General features: G+C 63.8%; 29 protein-coding genes and 1 pseudogene. 27 read left to right on the forward strand and 3 right to left on the reverse strand.

Annotated elements, in window-relative coordinates; all coding sequences use genetic code 11:
- The first annotated feature begins 31 nt into the window (after nucleotides 1-31).
- From rplP to IVA74_RS07440, 20 genes are all read left to right on the forward strand, one after another.
- Entirely contained in the window at nucleotides 32-445 is a 414-nt protein-coding gene (gene rplP, locus IVA74_RS07345; protein ID WP_063982581.1) for a 50S ribosomal protein L16, read from the forward strand.
- A 5-nt stretch (nucleotides 446-450) separates the two neighbouring features.
- On the forward strand, nucleotides 451-657 hold the full coding sequence (gene rpmC, locus IVA74_RS07350) for a 50S ribosomal protein L29 (protein WP_007603026.1): 207 nt from the start codon (nucleotides 451-453) through the stop codon (nucleotides 655-657).
- Nucleotides 658-670: 13 nt separating this feature from the next.
- Complete coding sequence (gene rpsQ / locus IVA74_RS07355; protein ID WP_247341172.1) at nucleotides 671-919, forward strand: 30S ribosomal protein S17; 249 nt, start codon at nucleotides 671-673, stop codon at nucleotides 917-919.
- Nucleotides 920-1,002: 83 nt separating this feature from the next.
- The gene (gene rplN / locus IVA74_RS07360) at nucleotides 1,003-1,371 is read left to right on the forward strand and encodes a 50S ribosomal protein L14 (protein ID WP_007603030.1); all 369 of its coding nucleotides are present in this window, start codon (nucleotides 1,003-1,005) and stop codon (nucleotides 1,369-1,371) included.
- On the forward strand, nucleotides 1,371-1,685 hold the full coding sequence (gene rplX, locus IVA74_RS07365; protein WP_247341174.1) for a 50S ribosomal protein L24: 315 nt from the start codon (nucleotides 1,371-1,373) through the stop codon (nucleotides 1,683-1,685). Before rplN ends, rplX begins: the two co-directional genes overlap by 1 nt.
- Nucleotides 1,678-2,235 (forward strand): 50S ribosomal protein L5, encoded by a 558-nt coding sequence (gene rplE / locus IVA74_RS07370; protein ID WP_247341176.1) that lies wholly within the window; start codon nucleotides 1,678-1,680, stop codon nucleotides 2,233-2,235. The genes rplX and rplE overlap by 8 nt, the downstream gene beginning before the upstream one ends.
- 46 nt (nucleotides 2,236-2,281) lie before the next feature.
- Nucleotides 2,282-2,587, forward strand: coding sequence for a 30S ribosomal protein S14 (gene rpsN, locus IVA74_RS07375; RefSeq protein ID WP_247341178.1), 306 nt, complete (start codon nucleotides 2,282-2,284; stop codon nucleotides 2,585-2,587).
- A 14-nt stretch (nucleotides 2,588-2,601) separates the two neighbouring features.
- On the forward strand, nucleotides 2,602-3,000 hold the full coding sequence (gene rpsH, locus IVA74_RS07380) for a 30S ribosomal protein S8 (RefSeq protein ID WP_008136338.1): 399 nt from the start codon (nucleotides 2,602-2,604) through the stop codon (nucleotides 2,998-3,000).
- A gap of 16 nt (nucleotides 3,001-3,016) precedes the next feature.
- Complete coding sequence (gene rplF / locus IVA74_RS07385; protein WP_247341181.1) at nucleotides 3,017-3,550, forward strand: 50S ribosomal protein L6; 534 nt, start codon at nucleotides 3,017-3,019, stop codon at nucleotides 3,548-3,550.
- A gap of 11 nt (nucleotides 3,551-3,561) precedes the next feature.
- Entirely contained in the window at nucleotides 3,562-3,924 is a 363-nt protein-coding gene (gene rplR, locus IVA74_RS07390; protein ID WP_007603036.1) for a 50S ribosomal protein L18, read from the forward strand.
- Between the two features lie 47 nt (nucleotides 3,925-3,971).
- Nucleotides 3,972-4,559 carry a 30S ribosomal protein S5 gene (rpsE, locus tag IVA74_RS07395; RefSeq protein ID WP_007603037.1) on the forward strand — a complete coding sequence of 196 codons (588 nt, stop codon included), beginning with the start codon at nucleotides 3,972-3,974 and terminating at the stop codon, nucleotides 4,557-4,559.
- Nucleotides 4,560-4,584: 25 nt separating this feature from the next.
- Nucleotides 4,585-4,791: a 50S ribosomal protein L30 gene (rpmD, locus tag IVA74_RS07400; protein WP_211399432.1), complete on the forward strand. Its 207-nt coding sequence runs from the start codon at nucleotides 4,585-4,587 to the stop codon at nucleotides 4,789-4,791.
- A gap of 75 nt (nucleotides 4,792-4,866) precedes the next feature.
- Nucleotides 4,867-5,352, forward strand: coding sequence for a 50S ribosomal protein L15 (gene rplO, locus IVA74_RS07405; protein ID WP_247341183.1), 486 nt, complete (start codon nucleotides 4,867-4,869; stop codon nucleotides 5,350-5,352).
- A 152-nt stretch (nucleotides 5,353-5,504) separates the two neighbouring features.
- On the forward strand, nucleotides 5,505-6,836 hold the full coding sequence (gene secY, locus IVA74_RS07410) for a preprotein translocase subunit SecY (protein WP_246916884.1): 1,332 nt from the start codon (nucleotides 5,505-5,507) through the stop codon (nucleotides 6,834-6,836).
- Between the two features lie 277 nt (nucleotides 6,837-7,113).
- Nucleotides 7,114-7,998: an adenylate kinase gene (locus IVA74_RS07415; RefSeq protein ID WP_247341185.1), complete on the forward strand. Its 885-nt coding sequence runs from the start codon at nucleotides 7,114-7,116 to the stop codon at nucleotides 7,996-7,998.
- A 185-nt stretch (nucleotides 7,999-8,183) separates the two neighbouring features.
- Nucleotides 8,184-8,552 carry a 30S ribosomal protein S13 gene (gene rpsM / locus IVA74_RS07420; RefSeq protein WP_092034909.1) on the forward strand — a complete coding sequence of 123 codons (369 nt, stop codon included), beginning with the start codon at nucleotides 8,184-8,186 and terminating at the stop codon, nucleotides 8,550-8,552.
- Between the two features lie 124 nt (nucleotides 8,553-8,676).
- On the forward strand, nucleotides 8,677-9,066 hold the full coding sequence (gene rpsK, locus IVA74_RS07425) for a 30S ribosomal protein S11 (RefSeq protein ID WP_007603045.1): 390 nt from the start codon (nucleotides 8,677-8,679) through the stop codon (nucleotides 9,064-9,066).
- 111 nt (nucleotides 9,067-9,177) lie between these two features.
- Complete coding sequence (locus IVA74_RS07430) at nucleotides 9,178-10,209, forward strand: DNA-directed RNA polymerase subunit alpha (RefSeq protein ID WP_247341187.1); 1,032 nt, start codon at nucleotides 9,178-9,180, stop codon at nucleotides 10,207-10,209.
- A 120-nt stretch (nucleotides 10,210-10,329) separates the two neighbouring features.
- The gene (gene rplQ, locus IVA74_RS07435) at nucleotides 10,330-10,746 is read left to right on the forward strand and encodes a 50S ribosomal protein L17 (protein WP_007603047.1); all 417 of its coding nucleotides are present in this window, start codon (nucleotides 10,330-10,332) and stop codon (nucleotides 10,744-10,746) included.
- Nucleotides 10,747-10,960: 214 nt separating this feature from the next.
- The gene (locus IVA74_RS07440; RefSeq protein ID WP_247341189.1) at nucleotides 10,961-11,749 is read left to right on the forward strand and encodes an SDR family oxidoreductase; all 789 of its coding nucleotides are present in this window, start codon (nucleotides 10,961-10,963) and stop codon (nucleotides 11,747-11,749) included.
- A gap of 101 nt (nucleotides 11,750-11,850) precedes the next feature.
- On the opposite strand, the gene IVA74_RS07445 is transcribed toward IVA74_RS07440, so the two are convergent.
- Entirely contained in the window at nucleotides 11,851-12,864 is a 1,014-nt protein-coding gene (locus IVA74_RS07445) for a zinc-binding alcohol dehydrogenase family protein (RefSeq protein WP_247341193.1), read from the reverse strand.
- 121 nt (nucleotides 12,865-12,985) lie between these two features.
- Between IVA74_RS07445 and IVA74_RS07450 the strand changes: the two genes are divergently transcribed.
- Entirely contained in the window at nucleotides 12,986-13,363 is a 378-nt protein-coding gene (locus IVA74_RS07450; protein ID WP_247341195.1) for a helix-turn-helix domain-containing protein, read from the forward strand.
- A 41-nt stretch (nucleotides 13,364-13,404) separates the two neighbouring features.
- Here IVA74_RS07450 and IVA74_RS07455 read toward each other — a convergent pair whose 3' ends face one another.
- Nucleotides 13,405-15,018: an OprO/OprP family phosphate-selective porin gene (locus IVA74_RS07455; RefSeq protein ID WP_247341197.1), complete on the reverse strand. Its 1,614-nt coding sequence runs from the start codon at nucleotides 15,016-15,018 to the stop codon at nucleotides 13,405-13,407.
- Nucleotides 15,019-15,328: 310 nt separating this feature from the next.
- Between IVA74_RS07455 and IVA74_RS07460 the strand changes: the two genes are divergently transcribed.
- The 3 genes from IVA74_RS07460 to IVA74_RS07470 are packed head-to-tail and all read left to right on the forward strand — an operon-like array spanning nucleotide 15,329 to nucleotide 19,334.
- Nucleotides 15,329-16,735 carry a DegQ family serine endoprotease gene (locus tag IVA74_RS07460; protein ID WP_247341200.1) on the forward strand — a complete coding sequence of 469 codons (1,407 nt, stop codon included), beginning with the start codon at nucleotides 15,329-15,331 and terminating at the stop codon, nucleotides 16,733-16,735.
- Nucleotides 16,732-18,063, forward strand: a complete 1,332-nt coding sequence (locus IVA74_RS07465) for a replication-associated recombination protein A (RefSeq protein ID WP_247341202.1) — start codon at nucleotides 16,732-16,734, stop codon at nucleotides 18,061-18,063. Before IVA74_RS07460 ends, IVA74_RS07465 begins: the two co-directional genes overlap by 4 nt.
- Nucleotides 18,064-18,119: 56 nt before the next feature.
- A complete protein-coding gene (locus IVA74_RS07470; protein ID WP_247341206.1) occupies nucleotides 18,120-19,334 on the forward strand; it encodes an RluA family pseudouridine synthase in 1,215 nt (404 codons plus the stop codon).
- 553 nt (nucleotides 19,335-19,887) lie between these two features.
- On the opposite strand, the pseudogene IVA74_RS07475 reads toward IVA74_RS07470, so the two are convergent.
- Nucleotides 19,888-20,333: pseudogene (locus IVA74_RS07475) on the reverse strand (hypothetical protein).
- Between the two features lie 74 nt (nucleotides 20,334-20,407).
- Between IVA74_RS07475 and IVA74_RS07480 the strand changes: the two are divergent.
- From IVA74_RS07480 to IVA74_RS07490, 3 genes are read left to right on the forward strand one after another with little or no spacing between them, the layout of a single operon-like run.
- Nucleotides 20,408-21,202, forward strand: coding sequence for an ATP12 family protein (locus IVA74_RS07480; RefSeq protein WP_247341208.1), 795 nt, complete (start codon nucleotides 20,408-20,410; stop codon nucleotides 21,200-21,202).
- A 53-nt stretch (nucleotides 21,203-21,255) separates the two neighbouring features.
- The gene (locus IVA74_RS07485; RefSeq protein ID WP_247341210.1) at nucleotides 21,256-22,860 is read left to right on the forward strand and encodes a flagellar hook-length control protein FliK; all 1,605 of its coding nucleotides are present in this window, start codon (nucleotides 21,256-21,258) and stop codon (nucleotides 22,858-22,860) included.
- Complete coding sequence (locus tag IVA74_RS07490) at nucleotides 22,857-23,117, forward strand: EscU/YscU/HrcU family type III secretion system export apparatus switch protein (protein WP_247341212.1); 261 nt, start codon at nucleotides 22,857-22,859, stop codon at nucleotides 23,115-23,117. The genes IVA74_RS07485 and IVA74_RS07490 overlap by 4 nt, the downstream gene beginning before the upstream one ends.
- Nucleotides 23,118-23,240: the final 123 nt, after the last annotated feature.

The following is a 23,240-nucleotide window of genomic DNA, read 5'->3' on the forward strand; positions in this document are numbered from 1 at the left end:
GCCAGCACAGAGAATTTGAGGGCTTGAAGCCATGATGCAACCTAAGAAGACGAAGTTCCGGAAGGCGCATAAAGGCCGCATCCACGGCGTTGCGTCTTCGGGCGCGACGTTGGCCTTCGGCCAGTTCGGCCTGAAGGCGACCGAGCCTGAGCGCGTCACCGCGCGCCAGATCGAAGCCGCTCGCCGCGCGCTGACCCGCCACATGAAGCGCGCCGGCCGCGTCTGGATCCGCGTGTTCCCCGACGTTCCCGTGTCGAAGAAGCCCGCCGAAGTCCGCATGGGCTCCGGCAAGGGTGCGCCGGAACTGTGGGTCGCGCGCGTCAAGCCGGGCCGGGTGCTGTTCGAGATCGACGGCGTCAACACCCAGACCGCGCGTGAAGCGCTGACCCTGGCGGCAGCGAAGCTGCCGATCAAGACGCGCTTCGTCGAGCGCATTGCGGAGTAATGGCCATGGCCCAGATGAAGATCGAAGACATCCGCGCGTTGAGCCCCGATCAGCAGGATGACGCCATCCTGAACCTGAAGAAGGAGCGTTTCAACCTGCGCTTCCAGCGCGCCACCGGGCAGCTCGAGAACACCTCGCGCCTGCGCGAGGCCCGCCGTGACATCGCCCGGATCAAGACCGTCGCCGCGCAGACGCGCGCGAAGAAGAAGTAAGAGGCTAACGAAGATGCCGAAACGTACTTTGCAGGGCGTGGTCGTCAGCGACAAGCAAGCCAAGACCATCGTGGTGCGCGTCGATCGCCGCTTCACACACCCGATCTACAAGAAGACGATCCGCCGTTCGAAGAACTACCACGCGCACGACGAGAGCAACGAGTTCAAGCCGGGCGACATGGTGTGGATCGAGGAATCGAAGCCGGTTTCGAAGTTGAAGCGCTGGGTCGTGATCCGGGGCGAACACAAGAAAAGCGCCTGATCTGTTGGCTTTAGCCGACTGACTTCAGGGAAATGTTGAGCGCCGGCTGGGCTGGCGCAAAGAGAAGAGGACGAGGTGCATCAATGATTCAGATGCAGACCAACCTCGACGTGGCCGACAATTCTGGCGCACGCCGTGTCATGTGTATCAAGGTGCTCGGAGGCTCCAAGCGCCGCTACGCCACGATCGGCGACATCATCGTCGTCTCGATCAAGGAAGCAATTCCGCGTGGCAAGGTGAAGAAGGGCGACGTGATGAAGGCCGTCGTGGTGCGCGTCCGCAAGGACATCCGCCGCGCTGACGGTTCGGTCATCCGCTTCGACCGGAATGCTGCCGTTCTGATCAACAATCAGTCCGAGCCGGTCGGCACCCGTATCTTCGGGCCCGTGCCGCGCGAGCTGCGCGCCAAGAACCACATGAAGATCATCTCGCTCGCGCCGGAGGTGCTGTGATGGCCGCGAAAATCCGCAAAGGCGACAAGGTCATCGTGCTGACCGGCCGCGATAAGGGTCGCACCGGCGAGGTGTTCGAAGTGCGTCCCGATGCCGGCACCGCGCTCGTGCGTGGCGTCAACATGGTCAAGCGTCACCAGAAGCAGACGCAGGCCCAGGAGGGCGGCATCATCTCGAAAGAGTCGCCGATCCAACTGTCCAACATCGCGTATGTCGGCAAGGACGGAAAGCCGACCCGCGTCGGATTCAAGATTCTGGCGGACGGCAAGAAGGTCCGCATCGCCAAGAGCTCGGGAGCTGAGATCGATGGCTGAGGCCGCTTACACGCCGCGCCTGCGCGCGGAATTCGACGCGAAGATCCGGACGGAAATGACCGAGAAGTTCGGTTATGATAACGTCATGCAGGTTCCGCGTCTCGACAAGGTCGTGCTGAACATGGGCGTTGGCGATTCCGTCAACGACCGGAAGAAGGCCGAGAACGCCGCTGCCGAATTGACCCAGATCGCCGGCCAGAAGGCGATCGTGACCTATTCGCGCGTCGCGATCGCGACCTTCAAGTTGCGTGAGAACCAGCCGATTGGCTGCAAGGTCACGCTGCGCAAGGCCCGCATGTACGAGTTCATCGATCGCCTGGTGACGGTCGCGCTGCCGCGCGTCCGAGATTTCCGTGGCCTGAATCCGAAGAGTTTCGACGGTCGCGGCAACTATTCGCTCGGCCTCAAGGAACACATCATTTTCCCCGAGATCGACTTCGACAAGGTCACGGAATCGCGCGGTATGGACATCACCGTCTGCACCACGGCCAAGACCGACGACGAGGCGAGGGCCTTGTTGACCGCTTTCAATTTCCCGTTCCGGCAGTGAGACGCTGACGTAAAGCCTCTCAAACGCGGATACCCAGGAGCCAAGCATGGCAAAGAAGAGTTCAGTCGAGAAGAACAACCGGCGCAAGCGGATGACGAAGAACGCCGCCCCGAAGCGCGCGCGGTTGAAGGCGATCATCGCCGACAAGACGCTGCCGATGGAGGAGCGGTTCGCCGCGACCCTGAAGCTTGCGGAAATGCCGCGTAATTCGTCGGCCACCCGCATCCGTCTGCGTTGCGAGCTGTCGGGCCGTTCGCGCTCGAATTATCGCTTGACCAAACTGTCCCGCATCGCAATGCGGGACCTTGGCTCCAGGGGCATGGTCCCGGGCCTCGTGAAGTCCAGCTGGTAAGGAGGGTCGTTTAGATGTCTACGCACGATCCAATCAGCGATCTGATCACTCGTATCCGCAACGCTCAGATGCGTTCCAAGAGCAAGGTCTCCACGCCTGGTTCGAAGATGCGCGAGAACGTGCTCGAGGTTCTCAAGACCGAGGGCTACATCCGCGGTTACGCCACGCTCGAGCACTCCTCGGGCCGCAGCGAGATCGAGATCGAGCTGAAGTATTTCGACGGCGAGCCCGTCATCCGCGAGATCGAACGAGTCTCCAAGCCCGGGCGTCGTGTCTACGCCTCGGTGAAGGCTCTGCCGCGGGTCAACAACGGGCTCGGCATTTCGGTGTTGTCGACGCCGAAGGGGATCATGGCCGACCACAGCGCGCGCGAAGCGAATGTGGGCGGCGAAGTTCTCTTCACGGTGTTCTGAGAAGGATTTTTGATCCATGTCACGAGTTGGCAAAAGGCCGGTAGCGGTGCCGTCGGGTGTGACCGCGGCCGTCGACGGGCAGACCGTCAAGATGAAGGGGCCGAAGGGCCAGCTTCAATTCGTCGTCCATAGCGACGTCGAGGTGAAGCTCGAGGACGGCCAGGTCAAGGTGAACCCGCGGGTCGAGACCAACCGCGCACGGGCCCTGTACGGGACCGCTCGCGCTCAGGTCGCGAATCTGGTCGAAGGCGTTACCAAGGGCTTCGAGAAGAAGCTCGAAATCACCGGCGTCGGTTACCGCGCCGCGCTGCAGGGCAAGAACCTGCAGCTCGCGCTCGGCTACAGCCACGACGTGGTCTACGCGATCCCGGAAGGGATCACGATCACCGTGCCGAAGCCGACCGAGATCACGGTGACGGGCAGCGATATCCAGCGCGTCGGCCAGGTCGCCGCCGAGATTCGCTCCTATCGTCCGCCGGAGCCCTACAAGGGCAAGGGCGTGAAGTATGTTGGCGAATTCATCTTCCGCAAGGAAGGCAAGAAGAAGTAACGGAGCCGGTCATGTCGAAAGCCAAGGTTACGAATGCCCGGCGCAAGCGCAGTGTACGGCTGAAGCTTCGCCGCTCCGGTGGCGGCCGTCCGCGCCTGTCGGTGTTCCGCTCGTCCAAGCACATCTACGCCCAGGTCATCGACGACCTGAAGGGCGAGACGCTGGCCTCTGCCTCCTCGCTCGAGAAGTCGATGCGCGATGGCGGCAAGACCGGCGCCGATATCGATGCGGCGAAGGCGGTCGGCAAGCTGCTGGCCGAGCGCGCCGCCGAGAAGGGTGTCAAGGAAGTCGTGTTCGATCGCGGCAGCTATCTCTATCACGGGCGCGTCAAGGCTCTTGCCGACGCGGCGCGTGAGAGCGGGCTGAGCTTCTAACAGAATTTGAGGATTGAGGCGTAAGCCTCTGAAGGACTGGAAAAACCATGGCAGAACGCGAACAACGTGGTGGACGCGATCAACGCGGCGGCGGACGTGAACGCAGGGAAGAGCGCGACAGCGAGTTCGTCGACAAGCTCGTCCACATCAACCGCGTCGCCAAGGTCGTCAAGGGCGGCAAGCGCTTCGGTTTCGCAGCGCTGGTCGTGATCGGCGATCAGAAGGGCCGCGCCGGCTTCGGTCACGGCAAGGCGCGCGAAGTGCCTGAGGCGATCCGCAAGGCAACTGAATCCGCCAAGCGCAACCTGACCCGCGTCTCGCTGCGCGAGGGCCGTACGCTGCATCACGACATCGCCGGCCGTCATGGCGCTGGCCGTGTTTACCTGCGCGCAGCCCCGGCCGGTACCGGCATCATCGCCGGCGGTCCGATGCGCGCCGTGTTCGAGACGCTCGGCGTCCAGGACGTGGTCGCGAAGTCGATCGGCTCGTCGAACCCGTACAACATGGTTCGCGCAACCTTCGACGCGCTGAAGCATCAGGATTCGCCGCGCTCGGTCGCTGCCCGCCGCAACATCAAGGTGTCCACCCTCCAGTCCCGCCGTATCGGTGGCGACGCCGAGGCGGTTGCCGAATAACGGAAGCTTTTCGGAGTAGACTCCCATGGCCAAGAGTGCCGTTACGACCGCAAAGACGATCAAGCTCGAGCAGACTGGCAGCGCAATCCGCCGCCATCACTCGCAGCGTTCGACGCTGATCGGGCTCAAGCTCAACAAGATCGGCCGCACCAGCGAACTGCCGGACACCCCGGCGGTCCGCGGCATGATCTTGAAAGTTCACCATCTCGTTCGCATCGTCGACGAGAAGTAAGCAAAGGCGCACGATCCCGAAAAGCGGGGACCCGTTTTCGGTGAAGGTCATGCGCAAGAAACAAGGAGCAGGGCGATGAAGCTCAGCGATATCGCCGACAATGCCGGCTCGCGCAAGAAGCGTATGCGCGTCGGCCGCGGCATTGGTTCGGGCAAGGGCAAGCAGGCTGGCCGCGGTGGCAAGGGTCAGACCGCGCGTTCGGGCGTGCGCATCAAGGGTTTCGAAGGCGGCCAGATGCCGTTGCATCGCCGTCTGCCGAAGCGCGGTTTCACGAATATCTTCCGGGTCGAGTTCGTCGAGATCAATCTCGACCGGCTCCAGGACGCGGTCGATGCCAAGAAGGTCGACTCCGGCAGCGTCGTGAACGTCGAATCGCTGGTCAAGGCTGGCGTGCTCCGCCGCCCCAAGGGCGGCCTGCGGCTGCTCGGCCGCGGCGAGCTCAAGGCCAAGCTCAACATCGAAGTCCATGGTGCCACGAAGACCGCGATTGAAGCGGTCGAGAAGGCCGGCGGCTCGGTGAAGATCCTCGCGCCTGCCAAGGAAGAAGGCGAGGCGGCGTAACAACTGCGTCATTGGCCCGCGGTTCGCGGGCCTTTACGCATGCGGGACGATGGACTTATCGAAGCCGTAGCCCCAGATAATGTCCGGTGTCCGGTATAATGTAGCCCGGCCGCGGGCATAACGGCGCAATAGGCGGCGGGAGAAAGTCCAAGATGGCCTCTGCAGCGGAACAACTGGCAGCCAATCTCAATTTCGGTGCGTTTGCCAAGGCCGACGAACTGAAGAAGCGCATCTGGTTCACCCTGGGTGCGCTGCTAGTTTATCGGCTCGGGACCTATATCCCGCTGCCCGGCATCGACCCCAACATCTGGGAGCAGGTGTTCCGCTCCCAGGCGGGCGGCATCCTCGGCATGTTCAACATGTTCGCCGGCGGCGGCATTCACCGCATGGCGATCTTTGCGTTGAACATCATGCCGTACATCTCGGCCTCGATCATCATTCAGCTTCTGACCACCGTCTCGCCCCAGCTCGAGGCGCTGAAGAAGGAAGGCGAGTCCGGCCGCAAGCTGCTGAACCAGTACACCCGTTATCTCACGGTGATTCTCGCGGCGTTCCAGTCCTACGGCATCGCGGTGGGCCTCGAAGGCGCCGGCAACGTCGTCAGCGACCCCGGCATGTTCTTCCGCCTGTCCACGGCGATCACGCTGACCGGCGGCACCATGTTCCTGATGTGGCTGGGCGAGCAGATCACCTCGCGCGGTATCGGCAACGGCATCTCCCTGATCATTCTCGCCGGCATCGTCGCCGAGCTGCCCGCGGCGCTCGCCAACATGCTCGAGCTCGGCCGTCAGGGTGCGATGTCGACCGGCCTGATCCTGGTTGTCATCATCATGGCGGTCGCCGTGATCGCCTTCATCGTGTTCATGGAGCGCGCCCAGCGCCGGCTCTTGATCCAGTATCCGAAGCGCCAGGTCGGCAACAAGATGTTCGAGGGCCAGTCCTCGCATCTGCCGCTCAAGCTCAACACCTCGGGCGTGATTCCCCCGATCTTCGCCTCCTCGCTGCTGCTGCTGCCGACCACGGTTGCGAACTTCAACGCGGGCAGCGGGCCGGAATGGTTCCAGTGGATCACCACCCAGCTCGGCCACGGCCGTCCGCTGTTCCTGATCATGTATCTGGCGCTGATCGTGTTCTTCGCCTTCTTCTACACAGCGATCGTGTTCAATCCGACCGAGACCGCGGACAATCTGAAAAAGCACGGCGGCTTCATTCCGGGCATTCGTCCCGGCGAGCGCACCGCGGAATATATCGATTACGTGCTGTCGCGCGTCACCGTGCTTGGCGCGGTCTATCTGGCGATCGTCTGCTTGATCCCGGAAATCCTGATCTCCTACGCCTCGGTGCCGTTCTATTTCGGCGGCACCTCGCTGCTGATCGTCGTCAGCGTCACCATGGACACGGTGGCGCAGGTGCAGGGCTATCTGCTGGCGCATCAGTACGAAGGCCTGATCCGGAAGTCGAAGCTGCGCGGCCGCCGCCGTTAAGCGCGGCGTCCTCTCGGGCGGCGCGACTGCGCCCCCGATTCGCCGCGCGAGCAACGCGCGGCGCCTGCAGGGATGGCCAGCGAGCCATTCGGTCGCATCGGCAGAGCGGGCTCTCCCTGTAGCGCAAACACTGATCTCAAAGGCCTTCTTGGCGTCCGGCCATTTGCTCCCCTATGATATGGGTAGCGGTGCGGCGGCGATTATGATTTGCACTGTAGTTGGACTTCAAAACACGGGTGCGCGACGTATCGCTCACCAATGCGGGGGGCGTACGCCGATGAGAATCATACTTCTGGGACCGCCGGGATCGGGCAAGGGGACCCAGGCGCAACTGCTGGTGCAGCGCTATGGCATCGTCCAGCTCTCGACCGGCGAGATGTTGCGCGCGGCCGTTGCGGCCGGAACGCCGGTCGGACTCAAGGCCAAGGAGATCATGGCCAGCGGCGGCCTCGTGCCCGACGATGTCGTGGTCGGAATCATCTCCGACCGGATTGATCAGCCGGACGCCAGAAACGGTTTCATCCTCGACGGTTTCCCGCGTACCGTGCCGCAGGCCGAGGCGCTGGATGAGCTGCTCAAGCATAAGCACCTCAAGCTCGACGCCGTGATCGAGCTCCGCGTCAACGAGAGCGCGCTCCTGAGTCGTGTCGAAACTCGCGTCGCCCAGATGCGGGAGCGCGGGGAGGAGGTCCGACTCGACGACACTCCGGAGGTTCTGACCAAGCGACTCGCCAGCTATCGCAACCAGACGGAACCGCTGATTCACTACTATTCCGAGCGGCGGAAGCTTTCGACCATCGACGGCATGATGGCCATCGACGAGGTCACCCGCGCCATTCATCGCCAGCTCCTGGCGCTCGGGGCGGTCGAGCCCAAGACGCATGGCAGGACCCGCGCCCGGAGCGCGGCCAAGGCGACCCTGGCCAAAAAGGCGAGAGCGGCGAAGAAATCGGCCAAAAAGCCGACCAGAACAGCCAAAAAGGCTGCGAAATCCGCCAAAAAGGCCAGCAAGAAGGCCGTGATGGGTGCCAAGAAGGCGGTCAAGAAAGCCGGCAAGAAGGCGACCAACAAAAAGACGACCAAAAAGACTGCCAAGAAGGCTGTCAAAAAGGGTGCCAAAAAGACTGCAAAAAAGGTCACGAAAAAGCGAGCCAAGCGCTAGCGGCGGTTGACGAAAGCCCCCTGAATCCCCTAATAAGCCCCGCATCCAAGTCGGATAGTTTAAAACGATGCCGGGCCCCAAAGACCAGGGGTGGGCGTCGTGTTCGCGTTTGTGAACACCTGCCCGAGAAACCAAGCACTTAAAGCCAGATTCCTGACGAGGGATCGGCGACAGGAGAGAAGGCCGTGGCCCGTATTGCCGGCGTGAACATTCCGACCAACAAGCGCGTTCTGATCGCGCTCCAGTACATCCATGGCATCGGCCAGAAGATTGCCGGTGAGATCATCGAGAAGGTGAAGATCCCCGAGGATCGTCGCGTCAATCAGCTCAGCGACGCCGAAGTGCTCCAGATCCGCGAAGTGATCGACCGCGACTATCTCGTCGAGGGCGACCTGCGTCGTGAGGTCGGCATCAACATCAAGCGTCTGATGGACCTCGGCTGCTATCGCGGCCTGCGCCATCGTCGCGGCCTGCCGGTGCGCGGCCAGCGTACCCACACCAATGCGCGCACGCGCAAGGGCCCGGCCAAGGCCATCGCCGGCAAGAAGAAGTAAGTTTTCGAATCCAGATCGCGGCGTGTGGCGAAAGGGGATGACCCGTTCGCCACACGCCTTTCGTTCCATCAGGTGTAGCCGCTGGCACTACGGCGGCGTTTGAGATCTCCAGGAAAGGTACTCTATGGGCAAGGAAGCCACCCGCGTTCGTCGTCGTGAGCGCAAGAACATCGCCTCCGGCGTCGCGCACGTGAACTCGTCGTTCAACAACACGACCATCACCATCACCGACGCGCAGGGCAACACGATTGCCTGGTCTTCCGCCGGCACGATGGGCTTCAAGGGCTCGCGCAAGTCGACCCCGTATGCCGCGCAGGTTGCCGCCGAGGACGTGTCGAAGAAGGCGCAGGAGCACGGCATGCGCACGCTGGAAGTCGAAGTCGCGGGTCCCGGTTCGGGCCGTGAATCGGCGCTCCGCGCGCTCCAGGCCGCAGGCTTCACCGTCACCTCGATCCGTGACGTGACCACGATCCCGCACAACGGTTGCCGTCCCCGCAAGCGTCGGCGCGTTTGATACCAAATTGCGGGCGCTCTGACGCCCGCAATGACTTTTTGCAAAGCCGTGGGAATGATCTGCGGCCTTTCTCCAACGCCAGTGTCTGCAGCAGCAGTTTGACTGGCCTGTATGGGTGAAACAGTGACAATCCAGAAAAATTGGCAAGAATTGATTCGGCCGAACAAGCTCCAGGTGCAGCCCGGCAGCGATCCGACCCGTTTCGCGACCATCGTCGCCGAGCCGCTCGAGCGCGGATTCGGCCAGACGCTCGGCAACGCGCTGCGCCGCATTCTGCTGTCCTCGCTCCAGGGCGCAGCGGTTCAGTCGGTGCATATCGACGGCGTGCTGCACGAGTTCTCCTCGATCGCGGGCGTCCGTGAGGACGTCACCGACATCGTGCTCAACATCAAGGACATCGCGATCAGGATGCAGGGCGAAGGCCCCAAGCGCATGGTCGTCAAGAAGTCCGGCCCGGGCGCTGTCACCGCTGGCGACATCCAGACCGTCGGCGACGTGGTCGTGCTCAACCCGGACCTGCAGATCTGCACCCTGGACGAGGGCGCCGAGATCCGCATGGAGTTCACGGTCGCCACCGGCAAGGGCTACGTGCCCGCCGAGCGCAACCGTCCCGAGGATGCGCCGATCGGCCTGATTCCGGTCGACAGCCTGTACTCGCCGGTCCGCAAGGTCTCCTACAAGGTCGAGAACACCCGCGAGGGCCAGATCCTCGACTACGACAAGCTGACCATGACGATCGAGACCAACGGCGCGCTGACGCCGGATGACTCCGTGGCCTACGCCGCGCGCATCCTGCAGGATCAGCTCAACGTGTTCGTCAACTTCGAAGAGCCGCGCAAGGAAGTCGCCCAGGAGATCATCCCGGACCTCGCCTTCAATCCGGCCTTCCTCAAGAAGGTGGACGAGCTCGAGCTGTCGGTGCGTTCGGCCAACTGCTTGAAGAACGACAACATCGTCTACATCGGCGACCTCGTGCAGAAGAGCGAAGCGGAAATGCTCCGCACTCCGAACTTCGGCCGCAAGTCGCTGAACGAGATCAAGGAAGTGCTGGCCCAGATGGGTCTGCATCTCGGCATGGAAGTGCCGGGCTGGCCGCCGGAGAACATCGACGAGCTCGCCAAGCGCTTCGAGGATCACTACTGATCTGAACTACAACAGGCAAAGGCGCGAATTCATCGCGCCTTTGCGGGCGAACGCAGGCAGCCCACCTGAGCAACAAGTCCGACGAACCGTCGCGACGAATGAAATTCAAGGAATAGAAAAATGCGTCACGGCAAGGTTCATCGCAAGCTCAACCGCACCGCGGAGCATCGCCGCGCGATGTTCGCCAACATGTGCGCCGCGCTGATCAAGCACGAGCAGATCGTCACCACGCTGCCGAAGGCGAAGGAATTGCGCCCGATCGTCGAGAAGCTGATCACTCTCGGCAAGAAGGGCGGGCTGGCCATGCGCCGCCAGGCCATCTCCGAGATGCGCGACAAGGATCAGGTCAGGAAGCTGTTCGACACGCTCGCGCCCCGCTACAAGGATCGCCAGGGTGGCTACACCCGTATCATCAAGGCCGGCTTCCGCTACGGCGACAACGCCCCGATGGCCGTGATCGAGTTCGTCGATCGCGACGTCGATGCCAAGGGCCAGGACTCCGGTCCGGTGCAGGAAAAGGAAGCCGAGGCGGCGTAAGCCGACCGGTAGCGAGTTTTCAGAAAGCGGCGCCCTTGGGCGCCGCTTTTTTGTATGACGCGGCGACGTCTCATGGCGCGCATCGTTTCGACGCCATGGTCGCGTTTCTCAGGACGCTTCCGCCTCGCAACTGAATCCTCACGCGTCGGTGAGGGGCGATTGCGGCCGCCCTTGCAGCGCACGATATCTCCGTCAGCATCAATGGAGACATCGCATGAACATCGACCTTTCCGGAAAGACCGCCCTCGTGACCGGCTCGACCGCCGGCATCGGCCACGCCATCGCCAAGGGTCTTGCCGGCTCGGGAGCTAGCGTCGTGATCAACGGACGCGGCCAGGAGAAGGTCGATGCGGTCGTGCGCAAGCTGCAAGGTGTGGGCGGGAAGGTCCGCGGCATCGCCGCCGATGTCTCGACCGCTGCGGGCTGCAAGGCACTCGTGGCGGCGCTGCCTGAGGTCGATATCCTCATCAACAACGCCGGCATCTTCGAGCCGAAAGACTTTTTCGACATTCCGGACGAGGACTGGAGCCGCTTCTTCGAGGTCAACGTCATGAGCGGCGTGCGTCTCTCGCGCGCGTATTTGAAGGGCATGCTTGGGCGTAACTGGGGCCGCGTCGTCTTCATCTCCTCGGAGTCCGGGCTCAACATTCCCGTCGAGATGATCCACTATGGAATGAGCAAGACGGCCCAGCTTTCGGTCGCGCGGGGCTTGGCGCAGCTAACCCGCGGCACCGGCGTCACCGTCAATTCCGTGCTGCCGGGCCCGACCATGTCTGAAGGCGTCGAGACGTTTGTAAAGGATCTTGCCAAGCAGAACGGCCAGTCACTCGACGAGGCCGCGGCCAATTTCGTCAAACAGCATCGCCCAAGCTCGCTGCTCCAGCGCTTCGCCAGCGTCGACGAAATCGCCAACATGGTGGTTTATGCGGCTTCGAAGGAAGCCTCCGCGACCAACGGCGCGGCGTTGCGTGCCGAGGGCGGCATCGTCAACACGATTGCGTAAAGGCTGCAGTGCAGCGTCAAGCGCGGAATCGCAGGGTGGGTTGCGCCGTGCGAACTGTGCTTCGCGCAGTCGCAAGGCTAAGCCACCCTACGCAGCATTATCTACCACCCCTCCAGCACGATCTTGCCGCGCGACTTGCCGCTCTCGAGCAGCGCATGCGCGCGCTTGAGGTTGGCGGCGTTGATCGTGCCAAAGGTCTGGTCGAGCGTGGTGCGCAGCACGCCCTTGTCGATGAGGTCGGCGACATCGCCCAGCAGATGATGCTGCGCGATCATGTCGGCGGTCTGGAACGAGGAGCGCGTGAACATCGATTCCCAGTGCACCGAGATCGCCTTGCCCTTGAACGCGCTCACGGTGAATTCCGGGGGATCGTCGATCAGGCCGAACTTGCCCTGTGGTGCCATCACGTCCGCGATCGCCTTGTAGTGCTGGTCGGTGAAGGTGAGGCTCGCGACCAGCGCGACCGGCGGCAGCTTCAGCTTCTCGATCTGCTCCTTCATTGGCTGGCCGTGGTCGATCACCGCATGCGCGCCGAGATCGAGGCACCATTTTTGCGATTCGGGCCGCGTCGCGGTCGCGACCACCGTCAGCCCGGTGAGGCGGCGGGCGAGCTGGATCAGGATCGAGCCGACGCCGCCGGCGCCGCCCGTGATCAGCAGCGTGCGCGGATCGACACTCTTGCCGGGCACCGCACCGAGCCGATCGAACAACAGCTCCCAGGCGGTGATGGAGGTGAGGGGAAGGGCGGCGGCTTGCGCGAACGACAGGCTTTTCGGCTTGTTGCCGACGATACGCTCGTCGACCAGATGGAATTCGGAGTTGGTGCCCTGGCGCAGGATCGAGCCGGCGTAAAACACCTCGTCGCCCGGCTTGAACAGCGTGACGTCGGGACCGACGGCGTCGACCACGCCGGCCGCGTCATAGCCCAGAATCTTCGTCTCGCCCTCGGGCGGGGCGGCGCGCTTGCGCACCTTGTAATCGACCGGATTGGCCGAGATCGCCTTCACGGCCACGCGGATGTCGCGCCCCTTGGGTTCGGGCTTGGTGGTCTCGAAATCGATCAGCGCGTCCTGATCCTCGATCGGAAGCGACTTTTTGTAGCCGACGGCCTTCATGGCTTGTCTCCATCAGATGGCGTGCTCGCCTGCCGTCCTAACTGTCGCTCTGGCTCTAATTTGGCAAGTACTGTAAATTCGGGGATATAGTCCCTGTTTGGATACTATTGGGAAAACACACATGAAACGGCGCGACTTCGCCCGTCGTCCCGGATGCTCGGTCGAGGCGACGCTCGATCTCATCGACGGCAAGTGGAAGGGCGTGATCCTCTACCACTTGCAGGACGGCACCCAGCGTTTCGGCGAATTACGCCGCCGGGTGCCCGGCATCACCCAGCGCATGCTGACCAAGCAGCTTCGTGCGCTGGAGGAGGACAAGCTCGTCATTCGCAAGGTCTACGCCGAGGTGCCGCCGCGCGTGGAATATTCTCTCTCCGAGCTCGGCGAGAGCCTCAAGCCCGTGATCGACATCCTGAAGGCCTGGGGCGAGAGCCATCAGCAGCGGCTGTCCTGCGCGCCGGCGCCGGTCGTCGTGAAGAAACCGAAGCGCGCCGCGTAGATTTCCGGGAGCGGACGGTGTCGCTCCCGGCAGAGATCATCTCAAAACGCGAACTGCGTGCGCATCGCGACAGCGTCGAACTTCGAGCCGACATCGGCGGCCGAGACCGGTGAGGCCTGTTTCGATACCGTGCCATGCAGATAGTCGAGCATGAAGCGAACGTTGCCGTTGACGTACCAGTTCAGGGCCGCCGTGTAGACGGTCTGCCGGCCGCCTGCGATGCCGGTGGCCGTTCCGAATTGATCATTGAGGTCGATGGTCGAGAAGCGCCCCGCGATTTCCCATGCGCCCCAGCCGCCGCCATCGAGCGAGAACGGGTGCGCCGGCTTGACGCCGCCATAGGCCGCGTTCGCCGCGTTGTAGCTGCGGCCCTCGCCCGTCAGCACGTAGCCGGCCTGTGCATAGCCGCCCTGGAATTTGAGGCTCGGCGCACCCAGCGGCGGCAGGCCGGTATTGGCGCTGCGGTCGATGTTGTACCAGAAATACTCGCCCTGCAGGATCAGCGGTCCGTAGGTGGCGGCCGCTTCGACGCTGTAGACCTGCGCGCCGGAGGCATTGGCGATCGCACCGGTGGTAGCCAGTGCCGTCGGATCGATGCGCAGTTCCGGGCGGTCGCTGAGCGTGACCGTCTGCGCACCCGTCACCATGTTGCGCGGCGGCTGGATCAGCCATTCGGCGTTTCCGCCGAGATGGAGCGAGTAATCCTTGCCGCTGACGACCTGGCCGGCAACGCGGGCGACGGCGCCATACTGCTCGGAGGCACCGTTCGGTGCCACGCTGGACGCGGAATGGATCGCACCGGTCGAGGGTCCCGTGACATAGCCGCCGATCCAGAGCTGGTCGTTGTACCAGCGCGTGCCGACGGCGGAGCGGAAGTCGCCCGCGGCGATGCTGGTCGCGACGATGCCCGCTGAGGCGCGCTCCATGAACATGATGTCGTTGGAGCTCGTGGCCTCATCGAGGGTGTAGGGCAGGTCCATGATGCCGCCTTCGATGGCCATCTTGCCGCCGAACGGTTTCAAGCCGGTGTAACTGAGATAGGCGTTCTCGACGCCTGAGACGCCGCCGCCGGGTAGCGAGCCGGGCGCAGAGCCGCCAAATCCGTCGGAGGAACCGCCGAAGTCGTAGACCAGCGCGAAATTCCAGTCGTTGAAGAATTTGCCGGCGAGACCGATGCGCGCGCGACGGACGTTCTCGCCGCTGTCGAGCTTTTGCGGCACGGTCGCCGCCGTGTTGGGCCGATAGTCATAGCCGCCGACATCCCAATGCACGCGGCCGGTGATCCCCACACAGTTCGCCCCATCGGCGGTGCAGATGGTCGGCCGGTTATTCGGCATCGTCACCACGACGCCGGACGCTGGCGCCGGTCCCTTGAGCGGGATCGCCGCGTTGGCATTGGCAACGACGGCCTTCGCTTCGGAACGCGCTTCGGCTTTCGCCTCCGCCTTCGCTTCGGTCCTGGCCTTGGCCGCAGCCGCGGTGTTCGCGGCGGTCTGGCTCTGGAGCTTGTCGAGCTTCTGCTCCAGCATCTTCAACTGCTGCTTCAGGAGCGTGATCTCCTGATCGCTGCTGCTCGCCGATTGGGCCTGGGCCTGCGAGGCCGCCAGCGCGCCGGCGAGACCGATCGCCGTGGCTGCAATTCTGATCCTGCTCACGTCATGACTCCATCGGTTGACGAACTTCCTCAAGTCGCAACGGAGAGCCTAGGTATGATCGATGACTGCCCCGCGACTCTGCGCCCGGTTGCGCGGTTCCCACTGATGTAAATTCGCCGCAACCGAATCCGCCTTGCACCACCATGCAAGATGACGTGCATCATGCCAATCCACAGCCCCGGCAAATTGCTATTTCGCACGCAGGGCTTGCAGGCCGGACACACCAAAAGGGGGCTGAATATGCCGCGGGGCACCCTTCTATTAGCGGGCGAACGCGCCTATATTCCGGCGTCTTTTCCGAGAGGTAGGAATGTTTCGATCGACCTGGGCCGCCGTCGTCACGGCACTGTGCATAGCCTTTTCGGCCAACTTCAATCCGGCCGCCGCGCAGGACCGCCGTGTCCCGTCCTCGCCCGCCGAACTGCGGCTGTCCTATGCGCCGATCGTGCAGCGGGTGCAGCCGGCGGTCGTCAACGTCTATGCCGCCAAGGTAGTGCAGAACCGCAACCCGCTGCTCGACGATCCGATTTTCCGCCGCTTCTTCGGCGCGCCCGGCCAGCAGCAGGAGCAGGTGCAGCGCTCACTTGGTTCGGGCGTGATCGTCGATGCGTCCGGGCTCGTCGTCACCAACGTCCATGTCATCGAAGGCGCCGACCAGGTCAAGGTGTCGCTGTCGGACAAGCGTGAGTTCGAGGCCGAGATCGTGCTGAAGGACTCTCGCAGCGATCTCGCGGTGTTGCGTCTCAAGGACACCAAAGAGAAGTTTCCGGCTCTCGAATTCACCAATTCGGACGAGCTGATGGTAGGCGACGTCGTGATGGCCATCGGCAATCCCTTTGGCGTCGGCCAGACCGTGACCCACGGCATCATCTCGGCGCTGGCGCGTACGCAGGTCGGTATCACCGACTACCAGTTCTTCATCCAGACCGACGCGGCGATCAATCCCGGCAATTCCGGCGGCGCGTTGGTCGACATGAACGGCAGGCTCGCGGGCATCAACACCGCGATCTATTCGCGCTCCGGCGGCTCGCAGGGCATCGGCTTCGCAATCCCCGCCAACATGGTGCGCGTCGTCGTCGCCTCCGCAAAGGGCGGCGGCAAGGCGGTGAAGCGGCCGTGGCTTGGCGCGAAATTGCAGGCGGTGACGCCCGAGATCGCCGAAAGCCTCGGCCTGCGTTCGCCCACCGGCGCGCTGGTCGCAAGCGTCGTTCCGAACGGACCGGCGGCCAAGGCCGGGCTAAAATCCTCCGACCTGATCGTCTCCATCGACGGCCAGACCGTGGATGATCCCAACGCCTTCGACTATCGCTTCGCCACACGGCCGCTCGGCGGCACGGCGCAGATCGACGTGCAGCGCGGCGGCAAGCCGGTCAGGCTGACGGTCGCGCTGGACGCCGCGCCCGATACCGGCCGCAACGAGCTCGTCATCACCGCGCGCTCGCCTCTCCAGGGCGCGAAGGTCTCGACCATCACCCCGGCACTCGCCGACGAGCTGCATCTGGACGCCGACACCGAAGGCGTCGTGGTCACCGATCTCGGCGGCGACAGCGCGGCCGCGAATGTCGGCTTCCAGAAGGGCGACGTGATCCTGGCGGTCAACAACCAGAAGATCAGCAAGACCAGCGACCTCGAAAAGGCGGCGGCCGAGCGCCAGCGCATCTGGCGCATCACGCTGGTGCGCGGCGGGCAGCAAATCAACGTCACGCTGGGCGGATGAGTCCGAAGCGACCACAGGAGACGCCAACTCTCTTTGCCGCGGCGGGGCTCGATCACGAGGCTCCGCATCCGCTGCCGGATCGGCTGCGGCCGCGCGCGCTCTCGGAGGTCGTCGGCCAGGATCACATCCTGGGTCCCGACGGCGCGCTGACGCGCATGCTGGAGACGCGCACGCTGGGGTCGCTGGTATTCTGGGGCCCGCCCGGCACCGGCAAGACCACGGTAGCGCGGCTGCTCGCGGACGCCACCGATTTGCATTTCGAGCAGATCTCCGCGGTGTTCTCCGGCGTCGCCGATTTGAAGAAAGCCTTTGAGGCCGCGCGTGCCCGCCGCGAGATGGGCAAGGGCACGTTGCTGTTCGTCGACGAGGTGCATCGTTTTAACCGCGCCCAGCAGGATTCGTTTCTGCCCGTCATGGAAGACGGCACGGTGGTGATGGTCGGCGCCACTACCGAAAACCCGTCCTTCGAGCTCAACGCGGCGCTTCTGTCCCGGGCGCGCGTGCTGGTGTTTCGCTCGCTCGATGCGGCCGCGATCGAAAAGCTGTTCGCGCATGCCGAGGAGGTCGAGGGCCGCAAGCTGCCGCTCGACGAGGAAGCGCGCGCCGTGCTGGTTCGCATGGCCGATGGCGACGGCCGTGCGTCGCTGACGCTCGTCGAGGAAGTCTGGCGCGCTGCGCGCAAGGACGAGATTTTCGACGCCACGCAGTTGCAGGAGATTTTGCAGCGTCGCGCGCCCATCTACGACAAGTCGGCCGATGGCCATTACAATTTGATCTCGGCGCTGCATAAGTCGGTGCGGGGCTCCGATCCCGATGCCGCGCTGTATTATCTCGCACGCATGCTCGATGCCGGCGAGGACCCGCTGTTCCTGGCCCGGCGCGTCGTGCGCATGGCAGTGGAGGACATCGGCCTTGCCGATCCGCAGGCGCTCGTCATTGCTAACGCCGCCAAGGATGCCTTCGACTTCCTCGGCCATCCCGAGGGCGAGCTCGCCATCGCGCAGGCCGTGGTCTATCTCGCCACCGCGCCGAAATCGAACGCCGTCTACACCGCCTTCGGCACGGCGATGCAGGTCGCAAAGCAGGCCGGCTCACTGCTGCCGCCGAAGCACATCCTGAATTCCCCGACCAAGCTGATGAAATCGGAAGGCTACGGCGCATCTTACGAATACGACCACGACACCCCGGACGCGTTCTCCGGCCAGGACTACTTTCCGGAAGCCCTGGGCCGCCAGACCTTCTACGACCCGCCCGAGCGCGGTTTTGAACGCGAGATCCGCAAGCGGCTGGATTATTGGGCCAAGTTGCGGAAGGAGCGGGGTGGCTGAGGCCAGAAGCGCCATTTCGTCGTGACGAAAGGGCACTTTTGGGCTAGGCAGGCACCATGAGCCGCCGCATCAAAAGAACCGATCCAAAGCCCCGTTCGCGCGATGAGCGCAAGGAAACACGCCCGTTCAAGGCGCGCAGCGCGAAGACAGCTGGGCCGCGGCCGGGCGGCAAGCCCGGCGCGAAGCCACCGCGCTTTGCGGCCGAGCGCATTGAGCGGCGTGTGTCGGAGCCTGCGCTGGAACAGGCTGCGCCGCCAAAGCCGGTCGAGGCGCTGCTGCCAACCAAGGTGGAGACCGTCAAGGTTACGGCCGACGAGAACAACATGCGCGTCGATCGTTTCCTCGAAGCGCGCTTTCCCGGCCTGTCGTTCTCCCACATCCAGCGCGTCGTCCGCAAAGGTGAGCTGCGGGTCGACGGCAAGCGCGTCGACAGCAAGGACCGGCTGGAGGAGGGCCAGAGCGTCCGCATTCCGCCGCTGAAGCTCGACACGCCGAAGGCGCCCAATCCGCAGTCGGAGGCAGCGCAAAAGACGCTTGCCGCGCTGAAGGAAATGACGATCTACGAGGACGACGACGTTCTCGTCCTGAACAAGCCGGCCGGCCTCGCCGTGCAGGGCGGCTCTGGCATGACGCGGCACATCGACCAGATGCTCGAGGTGATGCGCGATTCCAAGGGTCAGAAGCCGCGCCTCGTGCACCGCATCGACAGGGAGACATCGGGCTGCCTCCTGGTCGCGAAGACCCGCTTCGCCGCCTCGCATCTGACCGGTGCGTTCCGCTCGCGGTCGGCACGAAAAACCTATTGGGCGCTGGTGCCGGGCCTGCCGAAGCCGAAGCAGGGCCGCATCTCGACCTTCCTTGCGAAGGAAGAAAGCGAGGACGACACCATCATGCGCATCGCCCAGCATGGCGACGAGGGCGCAAGCCACGCGGTGACATACTATGCGGTGGTCGAGACTGCCGGCAACAAGCTGACCTGGGTGTCGCTGAAGCCGGTGACGGGGCGCACCCACCAGCTGCGCGCCCACATGGAACATATCGGCCACCCCATCGTCGGCGATCCCAAATATTTCAACATCGAGAACTGGCAACTGCCGGGCGGCCTGCAAAACCGGCTGCATCTGCTGGCGCGCCGTATCGTCATTCCGCATCCGCGCGGCGGCGTGATCGACGCCACCGCGCCATTGCCGCAGCACATGCAGCAGTCGTGGAATTTGCTCGGGCTCGATGCAACCAGATTTGATCCGATCGAGAACGCGCCGGAAGAGTAGTTGGGCTGTCTTATTGGCTCGCAAGTTGGCGGGCTAGGTTCATTCTGATCAATTTGCGAAACCGGTCGGACGCCACTACGGGATCCTGGCGACGAAACATCGCGAGAATGTTGAATACTAAAAAGAATGGGGTAGTGAGCATTCCTCTTGGAGACCACCATCCCGCCAAGAGGCAACACAATAGATCCTCCTTCTGCCGCTGATGAGCACATGTCTGGCAAGCAACGAAAGAACTCGTTTGCCACGATGAATATACGAAGAAGGACTGTATTTTGTGAGACTCGTAGATGTCGACATTACGGTTCTGACCGCAATTCGGGCAAGGTCCCGCGTGCTCCCGCGCAATAATTGCATCCAACTTGTCGGAGGGAAAACCGTCGAGGCAGCTGAGCAACGCCTTTCCTCTTGAGTGACAAAGCCCATTACAATAGCGATACGATCCGTCCTTTATTGCCCAGCCTCTATAAGTCCCACCGCAATAGTCGCATGTAGCCATTGCTTGCCCCCATGAATGCATGGCCGGCGAACAGAACGCCAGATAGGCTAGACTACCTCAATTCCGAAACTGCTCGAGAAATATCGGCAAGCTGTCATCCGGGCTCTCGATACCAGTGATCAGCCAACCCTCGGGCCCGTTGACCAGGATGAAGTTCAGCGTGACCGGCCGGCCGCGGTTGTCGAAATTCGCCGCGACATAGGTCGTGTCGTATTGCATGCGAATGATCGCGATCGCGACGGGGCCGAGCTTCCAGCTCGGGCTCTGCACCAGGAAATCGTAGGGCTCGACCCGCGGCATGGACCACACGTTGCGTAAGGAGGGTCGAAGAATTGCGGGGCGGTGGCGGCATCCCGTGGCAGGCCTTTCGAACGCTCCGGCGCGCCCTGGCCGTAATGAGCGTAGACGTTGCGGACCACCGATTCCGGAGTCCGAAAGCCGGCCTCCGCCGTGGCCTGCCAAAACCCGGCGAGCAGAGACACAATGCCCGCAAGTTCCCTCATACCTCCCGCTCGCTTTATCGGCGGCCGGTCTTACCTTACAAGCCTAGCATTGAGTGATCGGGACCGAAAACGAGATGCGCGAATTGTTCGATGAAGCTGCGGGGCGCCCCCCGCTTGATCCGCAGGAATCGGTCCGCCAGGCCGCGCGCGCGCCGCAGCGCAAGCGCTTCTACAAGGAGGCCGGCGTTGCTGAGGCCGAGGGCGGCTTCGCCATCACGCTCGACGGCAAGCCGATCCGTACGCCGTCCGGCCGCCAGGTCGTGATCCCGTCGCGCGCGCTGGCCGATGCGGTCGCCGCGGAATGGGCGGCTCAGGGCGAGACGATCAATCCCATGACCATGCCGCTGACCCGGATCGCCAACAGCGTGGTCGAGGGCGTCGTGGATCGCGTCGATCTCGTCAGCGACGATCTCGCGAAATACCTTCGGACTGATCTGCTGTTCTATCGCGCCGGCGATCCGGAGGGGCTGGTTGCCCGCGAGGCCGCACATTGGGACCCCGTGCTGTTCTGGGCCGCGGAGGCGTTGGGCGCGCATTTCATCCTGTCCGAGGGCATCATGCATGTGAAGCAGCCGGACGAGGCGGTCCAGGCCGCGCGCGCTGCGCTGCCGCGGGATGCCTGGTCGGTCGCGGCGCTCCATGTGGTGACGACCCTGACCGGCTCGGCGCTGCTGGCGCTGGCGCTGGCCCACGGCGTCCGCGATGCCGGCCAGGTCTGGGCGGCCGCTCATGTCGACGAGGACTGGAACGTCGAGAAGTGGGGCGCGGACGAGGAGGCGGCCGGCCGCCGGGTCGCCCGCCTGCGGGATTTCGAGGCTGCCGTGGCGGTTTTGACTGCGGTGAAGCCGCCCACGGCCGAAGGTCCTTAACGAGAGGTTTACGAGGCGTCCCTTAGGATGGGCGTTCCCTGGGCCGCCCCAAGATGCCGACGCCGATAAGCTCGATTGTTCCCGTCAGCACTGCCAGCCCTGTTGCTGATGCGGCGACGCCTGATCTTGTGCTGCAGGCCGGCAGCGTAGTGGACGCAAAAGTCGTCAGCGTGCTCGCCGCCAATCTGGTGCGGATCGCGATCGCCAACCTCTCGATGGATGTGATGTCCGAGGTGGCGCTGTCGCCCGGGCAAAATCTCCAGCTCGCGATGTCGCAGAACGACGGCACCATCCGGCTCGCCATTATGGGCGGGGCAGGCGAGGCGACGGCCGATCAGGTCACGCTGACGCCGGCTGCGGCCTCGCTGGTGGACAGCCCGTCGCTGGTGCCGTCGGCGGGCGCGGCCCGCAATACCCTGAGCTCGTCCGAACAGGTCGCCGTCACAACGGCCTCGGCCGAGGCCGTTACCAAGCAGGGCAGTCAGGCGCCGCTGTTCGCCAATCTGGCAGCGGTCGTCACGGGCAGCGATCTGCCGGGAGGGCTGAAGCAGGCGGTGCTGGGCGTGCTGGCGCAGCAGACGCCGCTCGACACCGGGCTCGATGGCGGCGACATCGAATCCGCCTTCCAGAAGTCCGGCCTGTTCCTCGAGGCGTCGCTGGCCTCCGGCGCGACGCCGTCCTCTGGCACGATGCCCGACCTGAAGGCGGCATTGCTGGTGCTGCGACAGACGCTGACGACGCTCGATACCGCGACCCCACAGGGTGCCGCGACTCCTGCCGGCAGCCCAGGGACACCGCAGGCCGCTGTCGCGCCGGCTCCGGCATCAGGTGAGGCCGCGCCGACCGCATTGCCGTCAACCGAACTCGACATCGCCCAACCACCGCGCGGCGCCAATCTCGCGGCTACCATACTGGCCGATATCGCCGGCAACTCTCCGCAGGCCGCGATGCCACGAACCATGACCGCAGGCCTGGCCGCGAGCCTCCTGCAGGAGATCACGCAGAGCCTGCCGCGCATGACCGGCAACGTGCCGGGCTCAAACAAGGCCGTGCCTGACGGACATGTTTTCGAAGCCGCCTCGCGCGCGACGCCACCGCCGGTTCGCGGCGCGTTGCCGTCGCCGCAATCGATTGCCTCGCCATCACTCGCACCGGATACTCCGCTTGCTGCGACCGTGCATCGGCTGCTCGACGACACCGATGCCGCGATCGCGCGCCAGACCTTGCTCCAGGTTGCTTCGCTCCCTGATCGCATTGACGCCAGCGGTCACAGGATCGATCCGAGCGTGCCGCAGTGGAATTTCGAGATTCCCTTCGCAACGCCGCAGGGCACCGCAATGGCGCAGTTCGAAATCTCGCGCGACGGCGGCAATGAATCCGCCGATCCCGCCAAGCGCGCATGGCGCGCGCGCTTCACGCTCAATGTCGAGCCGGCCGGCCCCGTTCATGCTCTGATTACGCTCAACGGCGACAAGACTTTCGTGCGGATGTGGGCGGAGCGGCCGACGACGGCGCAGCAGCTCCGCGCAGGAATCGGCGAGCTCAACCAGGCCATGACCAGGGCCGAGCTCAAGCCCGGCGACATCCTGGTCCGCGATGGTACCCCGCCACAGCCCGCACCGGCCCGCGCCGGCCACTTCCTGGATCGCGCCACATGAGCGACCCGTCGAAGCTTGCGATTGCGCTACATTACGAGAAGGGCAGCAACGCGCCGGTCGTCGTCGCCAAGGGCAAGGGCACGATCGGCGAAAAGATCGTCGAGATCGCCAAGGCCAACGACATACCGATCGAGGAGAACGAGATCTTGGCTGGCGCGCTGTCCAAGGTCGAATTCGGCGAGGAGATCCCGCCCGATCTCTACAAGGCCGTCGCCGAAGTGCTGGTGTTCGTGCTGCGGCTGTCGGGCAGGCGGTAGAGCATGATCCGGACCCGAAGGGCCGCGTGAGCGCAAAGTGTGCAGCGGTTTTCCGAAGAGATCATGCTCAAGAAATAACCTGTCATCGTTTCACCACGATAGCGACCGCATGGTCGCGGCCAT

This window comes from Bradyrhizobium sp. 132 (assembly GCF_023074185.1).
In the GTDB taxonomy this organism is placed as follows: Bacteria; Pseudomonadota; Alphaproteobacteria; order Rhizobiales; family Xanthobacteraceae; genus Bradyrhizobium.

Coding starts and splice junctions, on each gene's coding strand:
- rpsH (WP_008136338.1), top strand. CDS start 2,602: ATGTCTACGCACGATCCAATCAGCGATCTGATCACTCGTATCCGCAAC.
- IVA74_RS07440 (WP_247341189.1), top strand. CDS start 10,961: ATGAACATCGACCTTTCCGGAAAGACCGCCCTCGTGACCGGCTCGACC.
- IVA74_RS07470 (WP_247341206.1), top strand. CDS start 18,120: ATGAGCCGCCGCATCAAAAGAACCGATCCAAAGCCCCGTTCGCGCGAT.
- secY (WP_246916884.1), top strand. CDS start 5,505: ATGGCCTCTGCAGCGGAACAACTGGCAGCCAATCTCAATTTCGGTGCG.
- rplR (WP_007603036.1), top strand. CDS start 3,562: ATGTCGAAAGCCAAGGTTACGAATGCCCGGCGCAAGCGCAGTGTACGG.
- rpmD (WP_211399432.1), top strand. CDS start 4,585: ATGGCCAAGAGTGCCGTTACGACCGCAAAGACGATCAAGCTCGAGCAG.
- rplF (WP_247341181.1), top strand. CDS start 3,017: ATGTCACGAGTTGGCAAAAGGCCGGTAGCGGTGCCGTCGGGTGTGACC.
- rplO (WP_247341183.1), top strand. CDS start 4,867: ATGAAGCTCAGCGATATCGCCGACAATGCCGGCTCGCGCAAGAAGCGT.
- rpsN (WP_247341178.1), top strand. CDS start 2,282: ATGGCAAAGAAGAGTTCAGTCGAGAAGAACAACCGGCGCAAGCGGATG.
- IVA74_RS07445 (WP_247341193.1), bottom strand. CDS start 12,864: ATGAAGGCCGTCGGCTACAAAAAGTCGCTTCCGATCGAGGATCAGGAC.
- IVA74_RS07430 (WP_247341187.1), top strand. CDS start 9,178: ATGGGTGAAACAGTGACAATCCAGAAAAATTGGCAAGAATTGATTCGG.
- rpsK (WP_007603045.1), top strand. CDS start 8,677: ATGGGCAAGGAAGCCACCCGCGTTCGTCGTCGTGAGCGCAAGAACATC.
- IVA74_RS07415 (WP_247341185.1), top strand. CDS start 7,114: ATGAGAATCATACTTCTGGGACCGCCGGGATCGGGCAAGGGGACCCAG.
- rplE (WP_247341176.1), top strand. CDS start 1,678: ATGGCTGAGGCCGCTTACACGCCGCGCCTGCGCGCGGAATTCGACGCG.
- IVA74_RS07450 (WP_247341195.1), top strand. CDS start 12,986: ATGAAACGGCGCGACTTCGCCCGTCGTCCCGGATGCTCGGTCGAGGCG.
- rpmC (WP_007603026.1), top strand. CDS start 451: ATGGCCCAGATGAAGATCGAAGACATCCGCGCGTTGAGCCCCGATCAG.
- IVA74_RS07465 (WP_247341202.1), top strand. CDS start 16,732: ATGAGTCCGAAGCGACCACAGGAGACGCCAACTCTCTTTGCCGCGGCG.
- rplN (WP_007603030.1), top strand. CDS start 1,003: ATGATTCAGATGCAGACCAACCTCGACGTGGCCGACAATTCTGGCGCA.
- IVA74_RS07490 (WP_247341212.1), top strand. CDS start 22,857: ATGAGCGACCCGTCGAAGCTTGCGATTGCGCTACATTACGAGAAGGGC.
- rplP (WP_063982581.1), top strand. CDS start 32: ATGATGCAACCTAAGAAGACGAAGTTCCGGAAGGCGCATAAAGGCCGC.
- IVA74_RS07480 (WP_247341208.1), top strand. CDS start 20,408: ATGCGCGAATTGTTCGATGAAGCTGCGGGGCGCCCCCCGCTTGATCCG.
- IVA74_RS07460 (WP_247341200.1), top strand. CDS start 15,329: ATGTTTCGATCGACCTGGGCCGCCGTCGTCACGGCACTGTGCATAGCC.
- rpsQ (WP_247341172.1), top strand. CDS start 671: ATGCCGAAACGTACTTTGCAGGGCGTGGTCGTCAGCGACAAGCAAGCC.
- rpsE (WP_007603037.1), top strand. CDS start 3,972: ATGGCAGAACGCGAACAACGTGGTGGACGCGATCAACGCGGCGGCGGA.
- rplQ (WP_007603047.1), top strand. CDS start 10,330: ATGCGTCACGGCAAGGTTCATCGCAAGCTCAACCGCACCGCGGAGCAT.
- rplX (WP_247341174.1), top strand. CDS start 1,371: ATGGCCGCGAAAATCCGCAAAGGCGACAAGGTCATCGTGCTGACCGGC.
- IVA74_RS07485 (WP_247341210.1), top strand. CDS start 21,256: ATGCCGACGCCGATAAGCTCGATTGTTCCCGTCAGCACTGCCAGCCCT.